19 protein-coding genes and 1 pseudogene are annotated in these 17,531 nt (G+C 72.5%); 8 read left to right on the forward strand and 12 right to left on the reverse strand.

Features of this window, described 5'->3' with window-relative positions; genetic code table 11:
• Window positions 1-159 precede the first annotated feature (159 nt).
• From AB0I22_RS06935 to AB0I22_RS06945, 3 genes are all read left to right on the forward strand, one after another.
• Entirely contained in the window at window positions 160-1,392 is a 1,233-nt protein-coding gene (locus AB0I22_RS06935; protein WP_363129596.1) for a PP2C family protein-serine/threonine phosphatase, read from the forward strand.
• A gap of 280 nt (window positions 1,393-1,672) precedes the next feature.
• Window positions 1,673-3,010 carry a transcriptional regulator gene (locus AB0I22_RS06940; protein ID WP_363129597.1) on the forward strand — a complete coding sequence of 446 codons (1,338 nt, stop codon included), beginning with the start codon at window positions 1,673-1,675 and terminating at the stop codon, window positions 3,008-3,010.
• 46 nt (window positions 3,011-3,056) lie between these two features.
• Window positions 3,057-3,587 (forward strand): NUDIX hydrolase, encoded by a 531-nt coding sequence (locus AB0I22_RS06945; protein ID WP_363129598.1) that lies wholly within the window; start codon window positions 3,057-3,059, stop codon window positions 3,585-3,587.
• A 68-nt stretch (window positions 3,588-3,655) separates the two neighbouring features.
• Here the strand turns inward: AB0I22_RS06945 and AB0I22_RS06950 are convergent, their stop codons facing one another.
• Window positions 3,656-3,913: a hypothetical protein gene (locus AB0I22_RS06950; protein WP_363129599.1), complete on the reverse strand. Its 258-nt coding sequence runs from the start codon at window positions 3,911-3,913 to the stop codon at window positions 3,656-3,658.
• A 320-nt stretch (window positions 3,914-4,233) separates the two neighbouring features.
• Window positions 4,234-5,091 carry a 3-hydroxybutyryl-CoA dehydrogenase gene (locus tag AB0I22_RS06955; protein WP_363129600.1) on the reverse strand — a complete coding sequence of 286 codons (858 nt, stop codon included), beginning with the start codon at window positions 5,089-5,091 and terminating at the stop codon, window positions 4,234-4,236.
• A 171-nt stretch (window positions 5,092-5,262) separates the two neighbouring features.
• Here AB0I22_RS06955 and AB0I22_RS06960 point away from each other — a divergent pair, with 171 nt between their 5' ends.
• On the forward strand, window positions 5,263-6,498 hold the full coding sequence (locus AB0I22_RS06960; protein WP_363129601.1) for a family 10 glycosylhydrolase: 1,236 nt from the start codon (window positions 5,263-5,265) through the stop codon (window positions 6,496-6,498).
• A gap of 18 nt (window positions 6,499-6,516) precedes the next feature.
• Here AB0I22_RS06960 and AB0I22_RS06965 read toward each other — a convergent pair whose 3' ends face one another.
• Both AB0I22_RS06965 and AB0I22_RS06970 read right to left on the reverse strand, forming a co-directional pair.
• Complete coding sequence (locus AB0I22_RS06965; RefSeq protein WP_363129602.1) at window positions 6,517-6,714, reverse strand: DUF1918 domain-containing protein; 198 nt, start codon at window positions 6,712-6,714, stop codon at window positions 6,517-6,519.
• A 368-nt stretch (window positions 6,715-7,082) separates the two neighbouring features.
• On the reverse strand, window positions 7,083-7,979 hold the full coding sequence (locus AB0I22_RS06970) for a DMT family transporter (protein WP_363129603.1): 897 nt from the start codon (window positions 7,977-7,979) through the stop codon (window positions 7,083-7,085).
• On the opposite strand from AB0I22_RS06970, the gene AB0I22_RS06975 reads away from it, so the two are divergent.
• Entirely contained in the window at window positions 7,978-9,426 is a 1,449-nt protein-coding gene (locus tag AB0I22_RS06975; protein WP_363129604.1) for a PLP-dependent aminotransferase family protein, read from the forward strand. The two genes, AB0I22_RS06970 and AB0I22_RS06975, sit on opposite strands and share 2 nt — an antisense overlap.
• 81 nt (window positions 9,427-9,507) lie before the next feature.
• Complete coding sequence (locus AB0I22_RS06980; protein WP_363129605.1) at window positions 9,508-9,975, forward strand: hypothetical protein; 468 nt, start codon at window positions 9,508-9,510, stop codon at window positions 9,973-9,975.
• On the opposite strand, the gene AB0I22_RS06985 is transcribed toward AB0I22_RS06980, so the two are convergent.
• The 4 genes from AB0I22_RS06985 to AB0I22_RS07000 form a co-directional block, all read right to left on the reverse strand.
• On the reverse strand, window positions 9,947-10,720 hold the full coding sequence (locus tag AB0I22_RS06985; protein WP_363129606.1) for a VOC family protein: 774 nt from the start codon (window positions 10,718-10,720) through the stop codon (window positions 9,947-9,949). The two genes, AB0I22_RS06980 and AB0I22_RS06985, sit on opposite strands and share 29 nt — an antisense overlap.
• Before the next feature lie 349 nt (window positions 10,721-11,069).
• Entirely contained in the window at window positions 11,070-11,282 is a 213-nt protein-coding gene (locus AB0I22_RS06990; protein WP_363129607.1) for a hypothetical protein, read from the reverse strand.
• A gap of 2 nt (window positions 11,283-11,284) precedes the next feature.
• Window positions 11,285-11,530, reverse strand: a complete 246-nt coding sequence (locus AB0I22_RS06995; RefSeq protein WP_363129608.1) for a hypothetical protein — start codon at window positions 11,528-11,530, stop codon at window positions 11,285-11,287.
• A 709-nt stretch (window positions 11,531-12,239) separates the two neighbouring features.
• Entirely contained in the window at window positions 12,240-13,124 is an 885-nt protein-coding gene (locus tag AB0I22_RS07000; protein ID WP_363129609.1) for a sigma-70 family RNA polymerase sigma factor, read from the reverse strand.
• Between the two features lie 149 nt (window positions 13,125-13,273).
• Between AB0I22_RS07000 and AB0I22_RS07005 the strand changes: the two genes are divergently transcribed.
• Window positions 13,274-13,729: a carboxymuconolactone decarboxylase family protein gene (locus tag AB0I22_RS07005; protein ID WP_363129610.1), complete on the forward strand. Its 456-nt coding sequence runs from the start codon at window positions 13,274-13,276 to the stop codon at window positions 13,727-13,729.
• A gap of 195 nt (window positions 13,730-13,924) precedes the next feature.
• Here AB0I22_RS07005 and AB0I22_RS07010 read toward each other — a convergent pair whose 3' ends face one another.
• Window positions 13,925-15,127, reverse strand: a complete 1,203-nt coding sequence (locus AB0I22_RS07010; protein ID WP_363129611.1) for a beta-ketoacyl-ACP synthase II — start codon at window positions 15,125-15,127, stop codon at window positions 13,925-13,927.
• Between AB0I22_RS07010 and AB0I22_RS07015 the strand changes: the two genes are divergently transcribed.
• Complete coding sequence (locus tag AB0I22_RS07015) at window positions 15,117-15,305, forward strand: hypothetical protein (RefSeq protein WP_363129612.1); 189 nt, start codon at window positions 15,117-15,119, stop codon at window positions 15,303-15,305. The genes AB0I22_RS07010 and AB0I22_RS07015 overlap by 11 nt on opposite strands.
• A 151-nt stretch (window positions 15,306-15,456) precedes the next feature.
• Here the strand turns inward: AB0I22_RS07015 and AB0I22_RS07020 are convergent, their stop codons facing one another.
• From AB0I22_RS07020 to AB0I22_RS07030, 3 genes and pseudogenes are all read right to left on the reverse strand, one after another.
• Window positions 15,457-16,053 (reverse strand): XRE family transcriptional regulator, encoded by a 597-nt coding sequence (locus AB0I22_RS07020; protein ID WP_363129613.1) that lies wholly within the window; start codon window positions 16,051-16,053, stop codon window positions 15,457-15,459.
• 308 nt (window positions 16,054-16,361) lie between these two features.
• A complete protein-coding gene (locus tag AB0I22_RS07025; protein WP_363129787.1) occupies window positions 16,362-16,823 on the reverse strand; it encodes an SRPBCC family protein in 462 nt (153 codons plus the stop codon).
• 87 nt (window positions 16,824-16,910) lie between these two features.
• Window positions 16,911-17,444: pseudogene (locus AB0I22_RS07030) on the reverse strand (YbhB/YbcL family Raf kinase inhibitor-like protein); the annotation flags it as partial.
• Window positions 17,445-17,531: the final 87 nt, after the last annotated feature.

Consider the following 17,531-nt stretch of genomic DNA (forward strand, 5'->3'; position numbering starts at 1 on the left):
TGCTCCCGCAAGGCGGAGGCTCATCCCCGTACGGAGACCGTACGGGGGCGAACCCGACCACGTCGTGGGAGCGCGTGCCGGATGCCGTGGGGCATACGGAGGTCCGGTGAGGGACCCGGTCCGGGGCGACCGCATCATTGGCTGCCAGGGGGGCCGACCATGATCGGTAATGGAACGGCGGCCGGCACGCGGCCGAAGGCGGCGGCGCGCCGCCGGCGGTTGTTCGTCTTCGTGCTGCCCGCCCTGTGGGTGCTGGGCGTACTCGCGTGGGACGTGCTGTCGCCGTCCGGCGCGCAGTCCGTCCAGTTCCTCGCGGTGGCCCCGGCCATCGCCTGCGCGGGCACCGGCCGCCGGCAGTGCCTGGGCCTGGGCGGGGCGTGCGTGCTGTTCGCCCTCGTGCCGCTGGTGCCGCTGGGGCCCGTAGGCGGCGGCGAACTCATCAGCCGGCTGGGCGCCTGCTGCGCGATCCTCGCCATCGTCGGCGCCGGCTATCTGGCCATGGCCCGCCGCCGGCGGCTGACCCAGGAGCTGGCCCGCGCCCGCGAGGTGGCGGCCACCGCGCAGGAAGCGCTGCTGCGCAGCCCGCCGCCGCGGCTCGACGGACTGGCGCTCGCGGCCGGCCATCTCTCCTCCAGCGAAGGGGCGTTGATCGGCGGCGACCTCTACGCGGCGCTCGCCACCCCGTACGGGGTACGGGTCGTGATGGGCGACGTACGCGGCCACGGGCTCACCGCGCTCGGCACGGTCGCCGCGATGCTCGGCAGCTTCCGGGAGGCGGCGCACTACGAACCCGAACTCGGCGGCGTGCTGCGCCGGTTGGAGCGCGCCCTGCAGCGGCACCTGCGGGAGCGGGCGAGGACCGAGACCCCGGCGGCCGGCGGCGAGGCGGACCAGTCGGTCGCCGAGGAGTTCGTGACCGTACTGCTGCTGGAAGTCCGCCCGGACGGCGAGGTCGCCGCGCTCAACTGCGGGCACCCTTGGCCGTACCGGCTGCACGCCCGGCCCGACGGCGCCGCCCGCGTCACCGTCGAGACCATGGGGGAGACGATGCCGCCCCTGGGGATGTTCCCGCTCCCCGCCGAACTGCCCGTAGGACGCGGCGCGCCGCTGCCGACCGGCGACGCCCTCGTGCTGCACACCGACGGAGTGGAGGACGCCCGCGACGCGGCGGGCGAGTTCTTCCCCCTCGGCCCCGCCCTCGCCCGCGCCGCACGGCGCGCGCCCATCGTCCCGGCGGACGTCATCACCGGTGTGGGGACCGCGCTGCTGCGGCACACCGGCGGCCGGCTCTCCGACGACGCGGCCCTCCTCGTGGTCCGCAACGACCGGCAGCGGGTGACCGCGGGCTCGGGGGTGGCGCACCTCGCGGGCTCCGGCCGGTGCGGCGGCTGACCCGCACCACCCGGCGCCTTCCGACATATACCGCGGGGAAAACTTCACACCCCGTGCGAAGTCCGCTCGATTACGCTGACCTCACCGAGCGGATCGACAGGGCGCGTTGACTCCTCCCCCTCGTGAACGAACGGACCTCGCACCCGGCTGTCGCGGCCCAGCGCGCTCGCCGGACCCTGCCACTTCCCGGTGGACGGCGGAGCGCTGCCGCGCCCTCGCGGACCACGGGCCCCGTTCGCCTCCCCGGCCCGACGGGCCGGGGCCCCGAGAGGAGGGCAGGATGGAGCCCAACGCACTGCTCGACGCATTACTGGACGAGGCGGGGATCTCCCACGCCGGTCTGGCCGCCCACGTCAACGCGGCGGGCCGGAACCGGGGGCTGTCGCTCCGCTACGAACACACCGCCGTGGCACGGTGGTTGAAGGGCCAGCGGCCGCGCGGCCAGGTGCCCGACCTGATCTGCGAGGTGCTCGGCGAGCGGCTGCACCGCGCGCTGACCCTCGACGACATCGGGCTCGGCACCCCCGGCGGCCCCCGCGCCCCCAGCACCCCGCTCTCCGGATTCGTGGAGCGCGCCACCGCCCTGTGGCGCTCCGACGAACAGCAGCGGCCGCACGTCGTCAGCGCCCCGGCCGTCACCGGCACCCCGGCCGTCATCCCCGTCTGGGAGTGGGAGAACCCGCCCGAGGACTCGGACGTCTCCCGGCACGGGCTCACCCGCGTCACCATGACCGACATCGAGATGCTGCGGGCGGCCCGGGCCCATTACGAACAGATGTACCGCAAGACCGGCGGCGTCGCGACGCGGGCGCGCGTCGTGGGCTTCCTCAACTTCGAGACGGCGCCGCTGCTGCGCGGCAGCTACACCGACGCCACCGGCCGCCAGCTGCACCGCGCGACCGGCGGGCTGGTCGCCGTCGCCGGCATCTGCGCGTACGACTCCGACGCGCACGGACTCGCGCAGCGCTACTTCCACCAGGCGCTGCGGCTCGCCAAGGCCAGCGGGGACCGCGGGCTCGGCGCGTACGTCGTCGCCCTGCTCGTCAATCAGGCTCTGTTCCTGCGTGAGTACCGGCAAGGGGTGGCCTTCGCGGAGTCGGCGCTACGGGCCGTCGGGGCGCACATCACCCCGGCGCTCGCCGCCGATCTGTACGCGATGCAGGCCAAGGCGTACGCCCGGCTCGGCGACGGAGCCGGGGCGCTCGCCTGCATCCGGCGCGCCGAGTCCGCCGCCGAGCGCATCCGCCCCGGCCAGGAGCCCGTCGAGACCGGGTACGTACAGCCCGGCCTGGTCAATGTGCAGGTCGCCGAGGCGCTCCTCAGCCTCGGCGACCTCGAACCCGCCCGGGTCCACGCGGACCAGGCGGTCGACTCCCCGGCCCACGACCGGGGCCGTGTGCACCGGCTCGCCATGCTCACGCACATCGAACTGCGTCAAGGAGACGCGGACAAGGCGGTGGCCACCGCCAGGGAGATGACCGAGCAGGCACGCGGAATGGAATCACAACGGCTGAGGGACCGGCTGAGGGCGGTGCGCGAGCACCTGATCGAGAGTGGGTGCGCGGCGACGGCCGAGGCCGCCGAAATGATCGACGGGGCGCTGCGCGTGCCCCTGTGAGGGCCATGCCGGGCAGGTGGCCACCTGAACGGAAGGTGGCACACACGTGCGTTGGAAGAATCTCAGGGAGCAGACCGTGTACGAGAACCGGTGGTTCCGGGTCAACCTCGCAGACGTCGAACTCCCCGACGGCGCTCACCTCGACCACTACCTGATACGGCTGCGGCCCGTCGCGGCCGCCACGGTGGTCAACGAGGCCAACGAAGTCCTGTTGCTGTGGCGGCACCGCTTCATCACCGACAACTGGGGCTGGGAACTGGCCGCCGGAGTCGTCGAGGACGGCGAGGACATCGAGTCCGCGGCGGCGCGCGAGATGGAGGAGGAGACCGGGTGGCGACCGGGCGCGCTGCGGCACCTCATGACGGTGGAGCCGTCCAACGGCCTCACCGACGCCCGGCACCACATCTACTGGACGCCGGAGGCCGTCTACACCGGGCAGCCCGAGGACGGCTTCGAATCGGACCGGCGCGAGTGGGTGCCGTTGAAACTGGTGCCCGACCTGATCGCGCGTGGTGAGGTCCCGGCCGCCAATATGGCGGCCGCTCTTCTGCTGCTGCACCATATGCGGCTCGGCTGAGAAGCCCCCGGCACGCCGGAGCGAACCGGCGTGCACCGCGCCCCGCATCGGTGAGGCGCACCCCGCGCTCATCGGCCGAGCGCTTGCCACAAGGCGATCGCCAGGGCGGCCAGGCCGGTGAGCGCGGCCAGCGACGGCAGCGGCCAACGGCCGTGCTCCAACGCTCTCACGTGCACGTTCACGGTGCTCAGATCCTGCTCGCTCTGATCGCCGCGCAGGGCGAGGAGCGCCAGTTGACCATCGATGCGGGCGATGCCCACCTCAAGGTCGCGGCGGAGTTCCGCGAGCTCCGCCGACACTACGGCCTGCTCGGGATCGGTGGTCACGGTCCGTACCCCTTCCGGGAGATCATCCGAGGATGGCCGGCGGACGTGGGAATGCCGGCGAACCGAGTCAACCGCGCGGCCAGGCGGGGCGGGAGCGTGTGCGGAAGACAGTCGCGGGTCAGCGGCGCGCGCCCCGTGTGAACAGGGGGCGCGCGCCGCTCAAACCTCGGGATCGCGGAAGGGCCCTTTGCGGGGGGCTGACGACGGAACGGGCGCTCAGCGGGACAGATGTGCCCAGTGGCACAGGTGCGCGCAGTGGGACAGATGTGCGCAGTGGCACAGATGCTCAGCGACCGCAGCCGTTCAGTGACCGCAGTCGCTCAGTACGGGTAGAAGCCCGACCCCGTCTTGCGGCCGAGACGGCCCGCGTCCACCATGCGCTGGAGCAGCGGGGGAGCGGCGTACAGCGGCTCCTTGAACTCCTGGTACATCGAGTCCGCGACCGAGGCGACCGTGTCCAGGCCGATCAGGTCGGACAGCCGCAGCGGGCCCATGGGGTGCGCGCACCCCATCTCCATGCCGTTGTCGATGTCCTCGCGGCTGGCGATGCCCGACTCGAACATCCGGATCGCGGAGAGCAGATAGGGGATGAGGAGGGCGTTGACGACGAAGCCCGAGCGGTCCTGCGCCCGGATCGCGTGCTTGCCGAGCACGTCCCCGACGAGCGCCTCGGCCCGCTTGATGGTCTCCTCGCCGGTGGTCAGTGCGGGGATCAGCTCGACGAGCTTCTGCACCGGGGCCGGGTTGAAGAAGTGGACGCCGATGACCTGGTCCGGCCGGGAGGTCGCGACGGCCAGCTTCACCAGCGGGATCGAGGAGGTGTTGGAGGCCAGGATGGCGTCCGGGCGGGTGACCACCTGGTCGAGCACCTGGAAGATCTCCGTCTTGACCTGCTCGTTCTCGACGACCGCCTCGATGACCAGGTCCCGGTCGGCGAACTCGCCCAGATCGGTGGTGAAGCTCAGCCGCTCCAGCGTCGCGTCCCGCTCCGCCACGGTCGTCTTGCCGCGCTCGGCCGCCTTGGTGAGGGAGTTGACCAGCCGGGTACGGCCCAGCTCCAGGGCCTCGCCGGTGGTCTCCGCGACCATGACCTCCAGCCCCGACCGGGCGCATACCTCCGCGATGCCGGCGCCCATCTGGCCGCAGCCCACCACTCCGACGCGTGCAATATCGGCCATCGTGTCCGTCACCTCGTGCCCTTCGCTGATCCTCATCGACCGGCCGGCCGCCGCGGGTGCCGACGGACGCCTCCGCGCAGACGTTACCCCGCGCCCAGCGGTGCCGACGGGCCCGGGGCGGGCATGCTGTTCCCGGACGGTGTGGCCCGGTCGGCAGTCAGGGGGCGCCAGATGGGACGTATGACGCGAAGAGGATTCACGGTGGTCGCGGCGGGCTCCGCGGCGCTGCTGCTCGGCGCCGGGGACGCGGCGGCGAAGGGCGGTGCCGGGGCGCACGGCGCGCGGCAGTTCCGCGGCATGTGGCTCGCCACCGTCGCCAACCTCGACTGGCCCTCCCGGCCCGGCCTGAGCGTCGAGCGACAGCGCGCCGAGCTGCTCGCCCTCCTCGACACGGCCGTACGGCGGCGGCTCAACGCCGTCATCCTCCAGGTGCGACCCACCGCCGACGCCTTCTGGCCCTCCCCGTACGAACCGTGGTCGCAGTACCTCACGGGCACCCAGGGCCGGGACCCCGGCTGGGACCCGCTGGACTTCGCGGTCCGCGAGGCGCACGCCCGTGAACTGGAGCTGCACGCCTGGTTCAACCCGTACCGCGTCGCCAACCACACCGACCCGGCCAGGCTCGCGGCGAGCCACCCCGTGCGGCTGCACCCGGACTGGGCAGTGCCCTACGGCGGCAAGCTCTACTACAACCCGGGGCTGCCCGAGGTCCGGCGCTTCGTCGAGGACGCGATGCTCGACGCCGTGGACCGCTACGACATCGACGGCGTCCACTTCGACGACTACTTCTACCCCTACCCGGTCGCCGGCCAGGTCTTCGACGACGACGCCGCGTACGCGCGGTACGGCGCGGACTTCCCCGACCGGGGCGCGTGGCGGCGCGACAACATCGACCGCCTGGTGCGCGAGACCGGGCAGCGGATCAGGCGGAGCGGCAGCCGGGCGCGGCTGGGCATCAGCCCCTTCGCGGTATGGCGCAACCGCGCCACCGACCCGCTCGGCTCGGACACCCGCGCCGGCGTGCAGACCTACGACGACCTGTGCGCCGACACCCGCAAATGGGTCCTGGAGGGCTGGATCGACTACGTCGTCCCGCAGGTCTACTGGCATATCGGCTTCGCCGTCGCCGACTACGCCGCGCTCGTGCCCTGGTGGGCCGCGACCGTACGCGGCACCGGCGTGCACCTCTACATCGGGGAGGCGCTCTACAAAGCGGGCGATCCGGCGCAGCCCGCCCCCTGGCAGGACCCCGCGGAACTCTCCCGCCACCTCACCTTCGACCGGCGGTATCCGGAGGTGCGCGGCAATGTCTTCTTCACCGCGCGGGATGTGGTCGCCGACCGGATCGGGGCGATGGCCCGAGTGGTCGCCGACCACTATCCGTACCGGGTGCGGCCGCCCCGCTGAACCGGGACGGCCCCGGCCCTACGCCTGCGGCTCGTTCGCGTGCTGTACGACCGAGTCGGGCCCCGGCGACATGATCGCCTCGTGACCGTCCTCGGCGCGGACCCGGTAGGGCGGGGCTCCGTCCGGGCCCAGCACCTCGATGATCTCCACGACCCGGTCGTGCTGGCCCACGATCCTGCCGTGTACCAGCAGCCGGTCTCCCACACTCGCACGCATCGGCGGCGACCTTCCTCCGAAGGGATGCGGTCAGTGGCGGCAATTGTACGGGGCGTAGGCGGAGTCGGCAGGAGAACACCAATGCCAATCGGCCCTTCGGGCCGGTGAGTTGGTCCGGTGCCGGTCGGCTTTGCGCGCGCTGCTGTCTTGACGGTGCCGGTCGGCGTTCCGGGGGCGGCGCGGGGACGGCCGGTGTCGGTCGGTGTTTTTTGCGCGGTGCGGCGACGGTGCTGGGCGGCTTCTCGTGCGTGTGCGGTGACGGGGCCGGTCGGCTTCTCGTGTGCTGGGTTACGTCCGTTCCGCCCGGCTCCTCGCGCCGGGTGGTCATGTCGTCGCGCGGCTTTCGCGCCTCGCGGCCACGTCGTCGCTCAGCTTTTCGTGCGCTGCGTCACGACGATGCACGCCAGCACCCCGCAGGCGGCGAGCGGCGCCGCGGGCGTCAGGTGCTCGCCGAGCAGCAGTACGGACGCCACGAGCGTCAGGAGCGGCTGGGCGAGCTGGAGCTGGCTGGCCTTGGCGACGCCGATGGCGGCCATGCCCCGGTACCAGACCGTGAGCCCGAAGCAGTGCGAGCCCACCGCCAGCCACACCACCCCGGCCACCACGTGCCCCGTCAGACGCGCCGGTTCGAAGGACAGCGCGACGGCGGAGCATGCCAGGCCCACCGGCAGGCACGGGACCAGGGCCCAGCCGATGACCTGCCACCCCGGCATCTCCCGAGCCAGCCGGCCGCCCTCCGCGTAGCCCGCCGCGCAGATCAGCAGGGCCGCGAAGAGATAGAGGTCCGCCGTCGAGAGGGCCCCGCCGCTCTGCTGGAGGGCGAACGCGATGACCACGGCCGCCCCGGCCAGCGCCGCGCCCCAGTACGTACGCGAGTGCCGCGTCCCCGTGCGCAGCGCCGAGTACGCGGCCGTGGTCACCGGCAGCAGGCCCACCACCACGGCGGCGTGCGACGACGTGGACGTCTCCAGGGCCAGCGTGGTCAGTATCGGGTAGCCGACGACCACCCCGGCGGCGACGACGAGGAGCCCGCCCCAGTGCCGGCGGGCGGGCGGCGGCACGCGCCGCGCGGCCAGGGCGATGATCGCGATGAGCGAGGTCAGCGCGGTCCGGGCGCCGACCGTGGACCACGGGCCGAGCCCTTCGAGGGCCCAGGCGGTGGCGGGAAAGGTGAGGGCGAAGGCGGCCACGCCGAGGGCGGCGAGCACAGTTCCGCCGCCCACTGCTATCGCGACCGGGCGAGTAGCGCTATCTTGTGCTGTCATGCACGAGCGTAACAGCGTCGCTGAACTGGCCAGAGTCCTCCGTGATGAACTCAACCGCTATCGCGAAGGAGAGAAGCTGCCAGCGAGTCGGGCGCTGGTCGAGCGGTTCCACGTCAGCCCCGTGACCGTCACCCGAGCGCTCGCCGCCCTCACCGCCGAAGGGCTCGTCGTCACCCGGCCCGGCGCCGGCGCCTACCGGGCCGCCCGCCCGCGCGGCGGCGGGCGGCGCACCGGCGACACCTCCTGGCAGGAGGTGGCCCTGAGCGCCGAGACCGGCGGCGAGTACGTACCGCGCTCGATCGGGGCCTCCGGGGTGCTGGCCACGCTCGCCGTGCCGCCGCCCGGCGCCATCGAGCTCAACGGCGGCTACCTCCACTCCGCCCTCCAGCCCGAGCGCGCCATGTCCGCGGCCCTCGCGCGGGCCGGCCGCCGCCCCGGCGCGTGGGACCGCCCGCCGGTCGACGGCGTCGGCGAGCTGCGGGCCTGGTTCGCCCGCGAGATCGGCGGCCCGGCGGGCGCCCTGGCCGCCGGCGACGTGCTCGTCACCGCCGGCGGCCAGAGCGCCCTGACCGTGGCGCTGCGCGCCCTCGCCCCGCCCGGCGCGCCCGTGCTCGTGGAGTCCCCGACCTACCCCGGCGTGCTCGCCGCCGCCCGCTCCTGCGGCCAGCGCCCGGTGCCCGTGCCGATCGACGCCCACGGCGTACGGACCGACCTGCTCGCCGCCGCGTTCCGGGCGAGCGGGGCCCGCGTCTTCGTCTGCCAGCCGCTGTTCCAGAACCCGACCGGCGCCGTGCTCGCCGAGGAGCGGCGGCGCGAGGTCGTCCAGGCCGCCCGCGCGGCCGGGGCGTTCGTCGTCGAGGACGACTTCGCGCGCCGCCTCGTCCACGAGGGGGCGCCGCCGCTGCCGCCCACGCTCTGCGCGGACGACCCCGACGGCATCGTCGTCCATGTCGCCTCGCTGACCAAGGTCACCTCGCCGAGCATGCGGGTGGGCGCCCTCGTCGCCCGCGGCCCGGCCCTGGAGCGGCTGCGCGAGACCCAGATCGTGGACAGCTTCTTCGTGCCGCGGCCCTTGCAGGAAGCCGTGCTCGAACTCGTCGGCTCGCCCGCCTGGCCGCGCCATCTGCGCACCGTCGCCGCCCAGTTGCGCGCCCGGCGTGAAGCGCTGCTCACCGCGGTGTGCCAGGAGCTGCCGGAAGTGACGGTCGATCATATCCCGTCGGGAGGCTGCTTCTTGTGGCTGCGGATGCCCGACGGAACGGACGAGAACGCGCTGCTGGCCGCCGCGCTGCGGGCGGGTGTGGCGATGGCCCCGGGGCGCCCGTACTTCGCCGCCGAGCCGACGGGCGCGTATCTGCGGCTGAGCTTCGCCGCCGCGGCGGGGCTCGGCGAACTGGCGGAGGGCGCGGCCCGGCTCCGTACGGCCTGCGCGGAGGTGCTGGGTTGAGGCGCTGGGTTGAGGTTCACGGGGGAGGGCCTGCCGAAGGCGGCGACCGGCCCGGCGGCCCTCCCGGATTAAGGTGCTTCGATGGGAATCGGGTGGCGGGAGCGGTGGAGCGGTCGGCCGAGGCGGGTGCGGTGGACGCTGGCCGCGTACGCGATCGGATTCACCGAGGGCGCCTGCGCGCACCTCGTCGACATCGTGCGCGGCGGCGTCCACGTCTACGCCTCCTTCGGGCCGGTGCCGTTGCAGCTCTTCTTCCTGAGCCTGGTCGTCCTCGACCCGCTGGTCGTGGCGGCCGCGGCGCTCGTACGGACATGGGGGCCGCCGCTGGCGGCCGCGGTCATGGCGGCGGACGTCGCGGGGAACTGGGTCATCAACTGGCGCTGGCTGCGCGACGACCCCACGTGGCTGCTGCGCCCGGTCGGGCTGCTGCCCATCACGCTGTTCGGGATCTTCGTCGTCTCGACGGCTGCCCCCTTGCGCCGCGCGATCGGCCGGGACCGGCGGCCGGCCCCGGCCGGCCTCATCGAGCGGCCGGGGACCTCGCGATGACGGAGAACTCGGCGCCGAACGGGTCGGTGATCAACGCCGTCTGCCCGTACGGATTGTCCTGCGGCGCCTCGGAGGAGCCGCCCGCGGCCCGTGCCCGCCGCACCGTCTCGTCGGTGTCGGCGACCTCGAAGACGGTCGCCCAGGCGGAGGCCGGGGCGTCGGGGAGGCCGAAGATCCCGCCGATCTCATGGCCGTCCGGGCGGCGCAGGAACGTGAAGTCCTGCTCCGGAAGGTCCTCGTTGGCGTCGAGCGTGAAGTCGAAGACCGAGGTGTAGAAGGCGCGGGCGGTCTCGGGGTCCGAGGTGACCAGGTCGTTGCGGACGAGCGCGCCGGGCTCGTTGACGATCTGGCAGCCGAGGTGCGCGCGGCCCTGCCAGAGGCCGAACCGGGCGCCGGTCGGGTCCACGGCCACGGCCCCCCGTCCCAGCTTCATGACATTGGCCGGCCCCTCGACGATGACGCCGCCCGCCGCGGTGACCCGTTCTGCCGTGCCGTCACAGTCCGCGGTGGCGAAATACACGTCCCACGCGCGGCGGGCGGTGTCCGCGCCGGGCGTCGACAGGATCGCGGCGGCCGGGCGGCCGTGCAGCAGGCATGTGGTGTAGTAGCCGGTCTCGGGCGTTCCGACCTTGTACTCCCAGCCGAAGAGCGCGCAGTAGAAATCCAGCGCGCGTTGCAGGTCGGGGACGTTCAGGTCGATCCAAGTCGGGGTGCCGTCGGGCTGGTTGGTGGTGACGTGGCTCATCGCCGGTCTCCTCCGGTCGAGTGGAGGACCGACGGTAGTGGCGAAGTAGGACAGCTTCCGTCCTGGATGAGGGGCACCGGTCGATCGGTATGAGGGATGCCGGTCATGGGGGTGCGGGGCGTCGGTCGTGGGGTGCGGGATGCCTGCCGATCGGGATGAGCGGCGGCATCCTGTCGCGATGCGCCGGACGACGCGCAGAACGCCCCGCGCTCGTCCAACAGCCGAGCGCGGGGCGTCCATTACTGCGTGTACTGCGTGTACTGCGTGTGCTGCGTCGCCTGGTGCGGATGGTTCACATTGATCGCATGGTTCATGTGGTTCATGAGATGCGTATGGTCATCCAGCGGTGTCAGGCCAGGAAATTCTGCTTGAGATGTGCGTAGAGATCGGCCGAAGAACCCGCCAACACCTCGTCGGCGACCTCCACCTCGGCCAGTTGCTGCCCGGCTCCCGCCACGAGGCCCACCTGCCCAGGTGCGGCCTCGCCCTCGCTCGCGCTCGGCTGCTGCGCGGTGCCCAGCACATTGCCCTCTTCGTCGAGCAGTACCTGAATCGTCGCCATGGTCACACGCTCCCGCCGCGCCAGTTGAACGAGACGGTCAGGGGGCCGGCATTGCGGACCCTGGCCCGGTACGAGAGGTGGGCGCCCGCGAGCACCTCGCCGATCTCGACGGTGTACAACAACCCGTTGGGGTTCAGCGGGTGTGCCTGGATCAATTGCGGGCCGACGTCGCCGTTGCCGCCCCAGTCGAAAGTCCATTCCTGAGTGGCCCCTGGTGCGATGGTGCCACCTCCGGCAGTCCATGCCATGTGATTCTCCTTGTGCGTCGAGCTTTTGACCGGAAATCCCGTCCGCGACGCGGATCGGAAGAGCAAGCTTCACCGCTGAGTCAAGGGCAAGCAAGAGGAATACGGAACTCAGCGGATTTATCCCCAAGAAGTCACGCACCCCGCGTGGTCGCTATCTGGAATTCGTCTCACCCGGATACGTCCATCAAAGGGTTGTGTGCTGTCGCCGCAGGCGCAGGGCGGTGGGCGGACCGGCGGACCGGCGCCTCATTCCGGCGTCCTGCACCCGCCTGAAAGGGGGGCAGTACACGGATTCAGCGGTGGCCGCCCCGGTCGGATTCATCCGCGGCTGTCAGGCGGATGGGCGGTGCGAGGGCGGTGGAAGGAGGCCGGATGGAGGCCGGATGGAGGGCAGATGGAGGACGAATGAAAGGCGCGGAAACCCCGGCCTCGGGCCGTATGGGGCGCGCTGTCAGCCCGTACTCGGAGGGGAAGAGTGCGAACGGGGGCGGAACTTCCTTGTCCTCTTTCCCGTTCCGGAACGAGAATCCGGAACGGGAATCGGAATGGGCGTCCGGGCGAGAACATCCCGCCGGCCACGAGAAAAGCCGAACCGATACGTAAACAGGAAGTACAGAAAGCTGCCTCAGCGATTCCCGTATTTCCGGCCCGCTTCGCCCGTACCGCCCCCGTACCGCCCCCGTACGGCCTTCGTACGGCCCGCGTTCCGTCAGCCTTCCAGCGGCGCCGGATCGATCAGCCGCAGCCGCTCGGGGTCGGCGAGGATATCGATTTCCACGATCTTCCCCCGCGCGACCGTGAAGCCCAGGACCGCCACCGCCCGTCCGTCCCGCACCGAGACGACCCCCGCGGCGCCGTTGACGAGCGCGGGCAGCGGGTGCGGGGAGGCGGTCCGCTGGAACAGGAGGGCCCGGCCGGCCACCGCCCGCGCGCCCCGGACCTCCGCGGAGCCGCCCGCCGCGGCCCCGGCGTCGGCGCGGAGCACGACCTCCGGGTCGAGCACGGCCACGAGCGCGTCGAAGTCGCCGCGCTGAGCGGCGGCGAGGAACGCGTCGACGACCTCGCGCTGCCGGACGAGATCGGGGTCGGGCACCGTTTCCGTACCCCGCACCCGGCGGCGCGCCCGGCTGGCGAGCTGCCGCGCCGCGGCCGGAGTGCGCCCGACCATCGGGGCGATCTCGTCGAACGGCACGGCGAACATGTCGTGCAGCACGAAGGCGAGCCGTTCGGAAGGGCTCAGCGTTTCGAGGACGACCAGCAGCGCGAGCCCGACGGAGTCGGCGAGCAGCGCCTGGTGTTCGGGGTCGGCCCCGGCCGGACCGCTCACCACCGGGTCGGGCACCCGCACATCCAGCGGCCGTTCGCCCCGCGAGGCGCGCGTACGCAGCATGTCCAGGCACACCCGGCCGACGACGGTCGTCAGCCACCCGCCGAGGTTCGCCACACCGCTGGTGTCCGAGCGGTGCAGCCGCAGCCAGGTCTCCTGCACGGCGTCGTCCGCCTCGGCCAGCGAGCCGAGCATCCGGTACGCCACCGCCCGCAGCTGACCGCGGTGCGTCTCGAAGCGGTCTGCCAGAAAGTCGTTCTCGTCCATCAGTCACATTCTCCTGTCGCGATCCGTCAGCACGGTGACGAACACATCCCGGTGGATGTGACGAGCGACCGCGATCGGATGCAATCGAACGAGATCGGCTGGGGGCCGGACGCGGTCGGATGTGATCATGCGATCAGAGGAGAACGATGATGCAGGCACGTATGAAGAACCCCGCGACGGTCCTTCCCGACGCCCTACCCGCCGTACTCGACGTGGCCAAGGCCGCCAAGCAGGGCGGTGTGCCGGAGGCGACGCTCGAACTCGTGCACCTGCGCGTGAGCCAGATCAACGGCTGCGGCTACTGCGTCGACGGAGGCGCCCGCAGCGCCAAGAAGGCGGGCATGAGCGACGAACGGCTCTTCGCGCTGGCCGCCTGGCACGAGGCGCCCTACTACTCAGACGCCGAACGCGCCGCCCTGGCGCTCGCCGAGGCGGCCACCCGGCTCAGCGACCGTACGGACCCGGTGTCGGACGAGATCTGGGACGAGGCCGCGCGCCACCACGACGAGAAGCAACTGGCGGGCCTGGTCCTGTGGATCGGCCTGACCAATCTCTTCAACCGGATCAACGCCGTCACCAGGCAGCCCGCGGGCGCGGGCTGGTAACCGCGCGTCGGGACCGGGCCGTTCGGGGGAGCGGCCCGGTCCCGGTCCCGATCCGGTCCGACCTGGTTCCGGCGCGTATTCGCCGGAGGACGGAAGCCGAGGACTCAGGATTCAGGACGCAGGTCCCAGCACGCAGGTGTCAGAACTCCGGTCTCAGATCTCCGGACTCTGGCCTCCGGACTCAGAACTCCGGACTCAGGGCGCGGAGGTGAAGACGAGCGACGCGTTGTGCCCGCCGAAGCCGAAGGAGTTCGCGAGCGCCGCCGTGATCCGCCCCTGGCGCGGTGCGCCGGCGACGATGTCGAGGTCCACGGCCGGGTCCAGGGTGTCGAGGTTCCGCGTCGCGGGGATGACGCCGTCGCGTACCGCGAGGATCGCGGCCAGCGCGCCGAGCGCTCCGGCGGCTCCGAAGAGATGCCCGGTCATCGACTTGACGGCGGTGACGGCCGGGTGGGCGCCGATGGCCTCGGCGATCGATCCGGCCTCGACCAGATCGCCCTTCGGCGTCGAGGTCGCGTGCGCCTGGACATGATCGATGTCGAGTGGCGACAGCCCGGCCAGGGCCACGGCCCGGCGCATGGCGCGGACCTGCCCTTCCGGGTGCGCGGCCGTGATGTGGTGGGCGTCCGAGGTGACGCCCGCCCCGGCCAGCGTCGCGTGCGGCCGGGCCCCGCGCGCGGCCGCGAACCCGGCGCGTTCGAGGACGACGACGGCGCCGCCCTCGCCGATCACGAAGCCGTCGCGATCGGCGTCGAACGGTCGGGACGCCCGCTCGGGTTCGTCGTTGCGCGTCGAGTGGGCCTTGGCCTGGGCGAACCCGGCCAGCGGCAGCGGGTGGACACACGCCTCGGCACCGCCCGCCACGACCACGTCGGCCCGGCCCAGGCGGATCAGATCCAGGCCCATCGAGATCGCCTCGGCCCCGGACGCGCAGGCGCTGACCGGGGTGTGCGCGCCGCCGCGCGCCCCGAGGTCGATGCTGACCCAGGCGGCGGGCCCGTTCGCCATCAGCATCGGGACGGTGTGCGGCGACACCCGCCGCACACCTCGGGTTTCGAGGATGTCGTCCTGGCCGAGCATGGTGAGGGCGCCCCCGGTGCCCGTACCGATCACGACGGCCAGCCGCTCCGGATCGACGCCGGGCGCTCCCGCGTCGGCCCACGCCTCGCGGGCGGCTACGAGCGCGATCTGCTCGCAGCGGTCCATGCGGCGGGCCTGCACCCGGTCCAGCACCTCGCCTGGCTCGGCCTTCAGCCGACCGGCGATCCGTACGGGCAGGTCGGCCGCCCACTCCTCCTCGATCGCGCGGATGCCGGTCTCCCCGGCGAGCATCGCGGCCCAGGTCGACGCGGTGTCCCCGCCGAGCGGTGTGGTGGCCCCGAGCCCGGTGACGACCACGCCGTCGGAGCTGGAGCTGGAGCTGGAGCTGGAGCCGGAGCTGGAGTCGGAGCTGGAGTCGGAGTCGGGGCTCGTGGCGCTGTTCGTACCGGCGCTTGTACCCGCGCTCGTGACGCCGCTCGTATCGGCGCTCGTATCGGCGCTCGTGGCGCTGCTCGATGTGGTGCGCACTGCATAACCCCCTTTGTAGTGGTGTCATAACTCCACGCGTGAACGACGGCGCGGAGCGATCGACTCACTTGCCACTCTGACAGGGGGATTCCGGTGATCCGGATGCCGTGATCCACGGAGTCCGGTGCTCATGATTTGTGAGAACCCGACATGGAGGTTCACTTGGCGGTGGTCCGCACCCGTACGTGCATCCGCTCGCCCTGAGCTCCGAACAGGGCGAGGAATTCGGTGGGCTGGTCCGCCGCGTTGCCGAAGCCGTGGGGGGTGCGGGTGTCGAACTCGGCCACCTCGCCGTCGGAGAGGAGCACGTCGTGCTCGCCGAGGGCGAGCCGCAGGCGGCCGGAGAGGACGTAAAGCCACTCGTAGCCCTCGTGCGTGGACTGCTCGGGCCGTTCGTCGCGCCGGGCTGCCTCGGCGACGGGGAGGATCTGCTTGTAGGCGTGCAGGCCCCCGAGATGCCGGGTCAGGGGCACCCAGGTCTTGCCGTGCCGGGTGAACGGCCGGGCGTGGACGCGCGGATCGCCGGTCGGGGGCGCGCCGACCAGTTCGTCGAGGGGGACGCCATGCGCCTTGGCCAGCGGCAGCAGCAGCTTCAGCGTCGGCTCGCGGTGGCCGGACTCCAGCCGGGAGAGCGTGCTCAGGGAGATCCCGGTCTGCTCGCTGAGCTGGGCCAGGGTGATACCGCGCGACTTCCGCAGCACGCGCAGCCGTGGGCCGACAGCGGCCAGCACCTGGGAGAAATCGTCGTCGCTCATGCCCTTATTTGCCGTACCGGCAAAGGCATCTGTCAAGATTCGCCGGAGCCGCGCGCATGGGCGGGGCGTACGGGCGGTGGGGGAGGCGGGCCGGCCCGGGGCGTGGGTCTGTCGGTCGTACGGACGACAGCGTGGCGGTGCGACGCCGGTCGACTTGAACTGCCGGTCCGAGCCGACCGCTCAAGCCGACCGGATCGGGCCGGGCCGGACCGGGATGGACCGGGATGGCCGACCGGGCCGGGACGACCGCCCGCGTGCGGACGGCCGTCCGGTCGGGACTCGGCAACCGGTCAGGACCCGGCAGCCGGTCAGGACCCGGCGGCCGCCCGCCGGCGGACGGTGCGTTCGAGGATTCCGAGGGTGGCCTTGAGGGAGGACTCGGGGACCACGGGGAACGTGATGCGCTTCTTCCATTCCTCGCTGGTCCGGGACCAGTCGCAGTACGACGTGACGAGGGTGCCGCCCTCGGCCGGCTCCAGCCGGTAGCCGTAGATGTGACCGGCATGGGGCCGGATCTTGCCTTCGACGGTCCAGGCGATCTCCCTGCCCGGAGTGAGCTCGGTGATGACGACCTCGACGTCGTACTTGCCCAGAGGGACATCCCCGATCGCTTCCCGGTCCATGTGCACCAGGAACCGGTCGCCGGGCCGCTCGACCGGCTGCCCCTCGGCGTCGATGAGCATTCCCGACGCGTCGATGTCCACATGGCCCTTCGGGTCCGCCAGGACCGCGAAGACGGCGTCGGCGGCAGCGGGGACGAGCCGGGACACCTCGATCCGTTCGGCGTTGTTGCCGGTGCCGGTGTCGGTGCCGCTGTCGGTGTGCGGCTCCCCCTCCGCGCGCTCCCCGCCCGCGGGCGGCGTCTCGGCGGTGGTGGTCAGGACCGCGCGGCCGAGGATGTGGCCGGCCATGGTGAAGCCGAGGACGGCCGGGGTGGCGTCGGCGGGGACGCCGATGGTCTCGACGTCGAGGGCGTGGACCACGGTGAAGTAGCGGTGCGGGCCGTGTCCGGCCGGCGGGGCGGCGCCGAGGAAGCGGATCGCGCGGGCGTCGTTGGGCAGTTGGAAGGAGCCTTCGGGCAGGCCGGAACCGGTGTCGTCGCCCGCGCCCGCGGGCAGTTCGGTGACGTCGGCGGGGATGTCGGCGACCGCCCAGTGCCAGAAGCCGGAGCCGGTGGGGGCGTCGGGGTCGTAGACGGTGACGGCGTAGCTCTTGGTGCCTTCCGGCGCGCCGCTCCACGACAGCTGCGGGGAGACGTCCTGCCCGCCGGGCACGCCGGAGATGCCGGAGAGCTGCTCGGACGGCCAGGCTGCGCCGTCGGCGACGGTGGTGCTGGTAACGGTGAAAGAGGCCGCCTCGGGAAGGCGGGCGAAGGGATCGTTGGAACTCATGGTGTCGTTCCTTTCAGGCCGTGCTGGGGCGGATGGCGGGCGGACCGCTGAGTGTCGCGCACTGGCAGTGGCAGCGGTACTGCCCTC

Origin of the sequence: Streptomyces sp. NPDC050610, from assembly GCF_040654875.1 — a bacterium.
Classification (GTDB): Bacteria; Actinomycetota; Actinomycetes; order Streptomycetales; family Streptomycetaceae; genus Streptomyces.

Excerpts from the sequence above, each read along its gene's own strand:
- AB0I22_RS06935 (WP_363129596.1), top strand. The coding sequence starts at position 160 with ATGATCGGTAATGGAACGGCGGCCGGCACGCGGCCGAAGGCGGCGGCG.
- AB0I22_RS06940 (WP_363129597.1), top strand. The coding sequence starts at position 1,673 with ATGGAGCCCAACGCACTGCTCGACGCATTACTGGACGAGGCGGGGATC.
- AB0I22_RS06955 (WP_363129600.1), bottom strand. The coding sequence starts at position 5,091 with ATGGCCGATATTGCACGCGTCGGAGTGGTGGGCTGCGGCCAGATGGGC.
- AB0I22_RS06960 (WP_363129601.1), top strand. The coding sequence starts at position 5,263 with ATGGGACGTATGACGCGAAGAGGATTCACGGTGGTCGCGGCGGGCTCC.
- AB0I22_RS06965 (WP_363129602.1), bottom strand. The coding sequence starts at position 6,714 with ATGCGTGCGAGTGTGGGAGACCGGCTGCTGGTACACGGCAGGATCGTG.
- AB0I22_RS06975 (WP_363129604.1), top strand. The coding sequence starts at position 7,978 with ATGCACGAGCGTAACAGCGTCGCTGAACTGGCCAGAGTCCTCCGTGAT.
- AB0I22_RS06970 (WP_363129603.1), bottom strand. The coding sequence starts at position 7,979 with ATGACAGCACAAGATAGCGCTACTCGCCCGGTCGCGATAGCAGTGGGC.
- AB0I22_RS06980 (WP_363129605.1), top strand. The coding sequence starts at position 9,508 with ATGGGAATCGGGTGGCGGGAGCGGTGGAGCGGTCGGCCGAGGCGGGTG.
- AB0I22_RS06985 (WP_363129606.1), bottom strand. The coding sequence starts at position 10,720 with ATGAGCCACGTCACCACCAACCAGCCCGACGGCACCCCGACTTGGATC.
- AB0I22_RS06990 (WP_363129607.1), bottom strand. The coding sequence starts at position 11,282 with ATGGCGACGATTCAGGTACTGCTCGACGAAGAGGGCAATGTGCTGGGC.
- AB0I22_RS06995 (WP_363129608.1), bottom strand. The coding sequence starts at position 11,530 with ATGGCATGGACTGCCGGAGGTGGCACCATCGCACCAGGGGCCACTCAG.
- AB0I22_RS07000 (WP_363129609.1), bottom strand. The coding sequence starts at position 13,124 with ATGGACGAGAACGACTTTCTGGCAGACCGCTTCGAGACGCACCGCGGT.
- AB0I22_RS07005 (WP_363129610.1), top strand. The coding sequence starts at position 13,274 with ATGCAGGCACGTATGAAGAACCCCGCGACGGTCCTTCCCGACGCCCTA.
- AB0I22_RS07020 (WP_363129613.1), bottom strand. The coding sequence starts at position 16,053 with ATGAGCGACGACGATTTCTCCCAGGTGCTGGCCGCTGTCGGCCCACGG.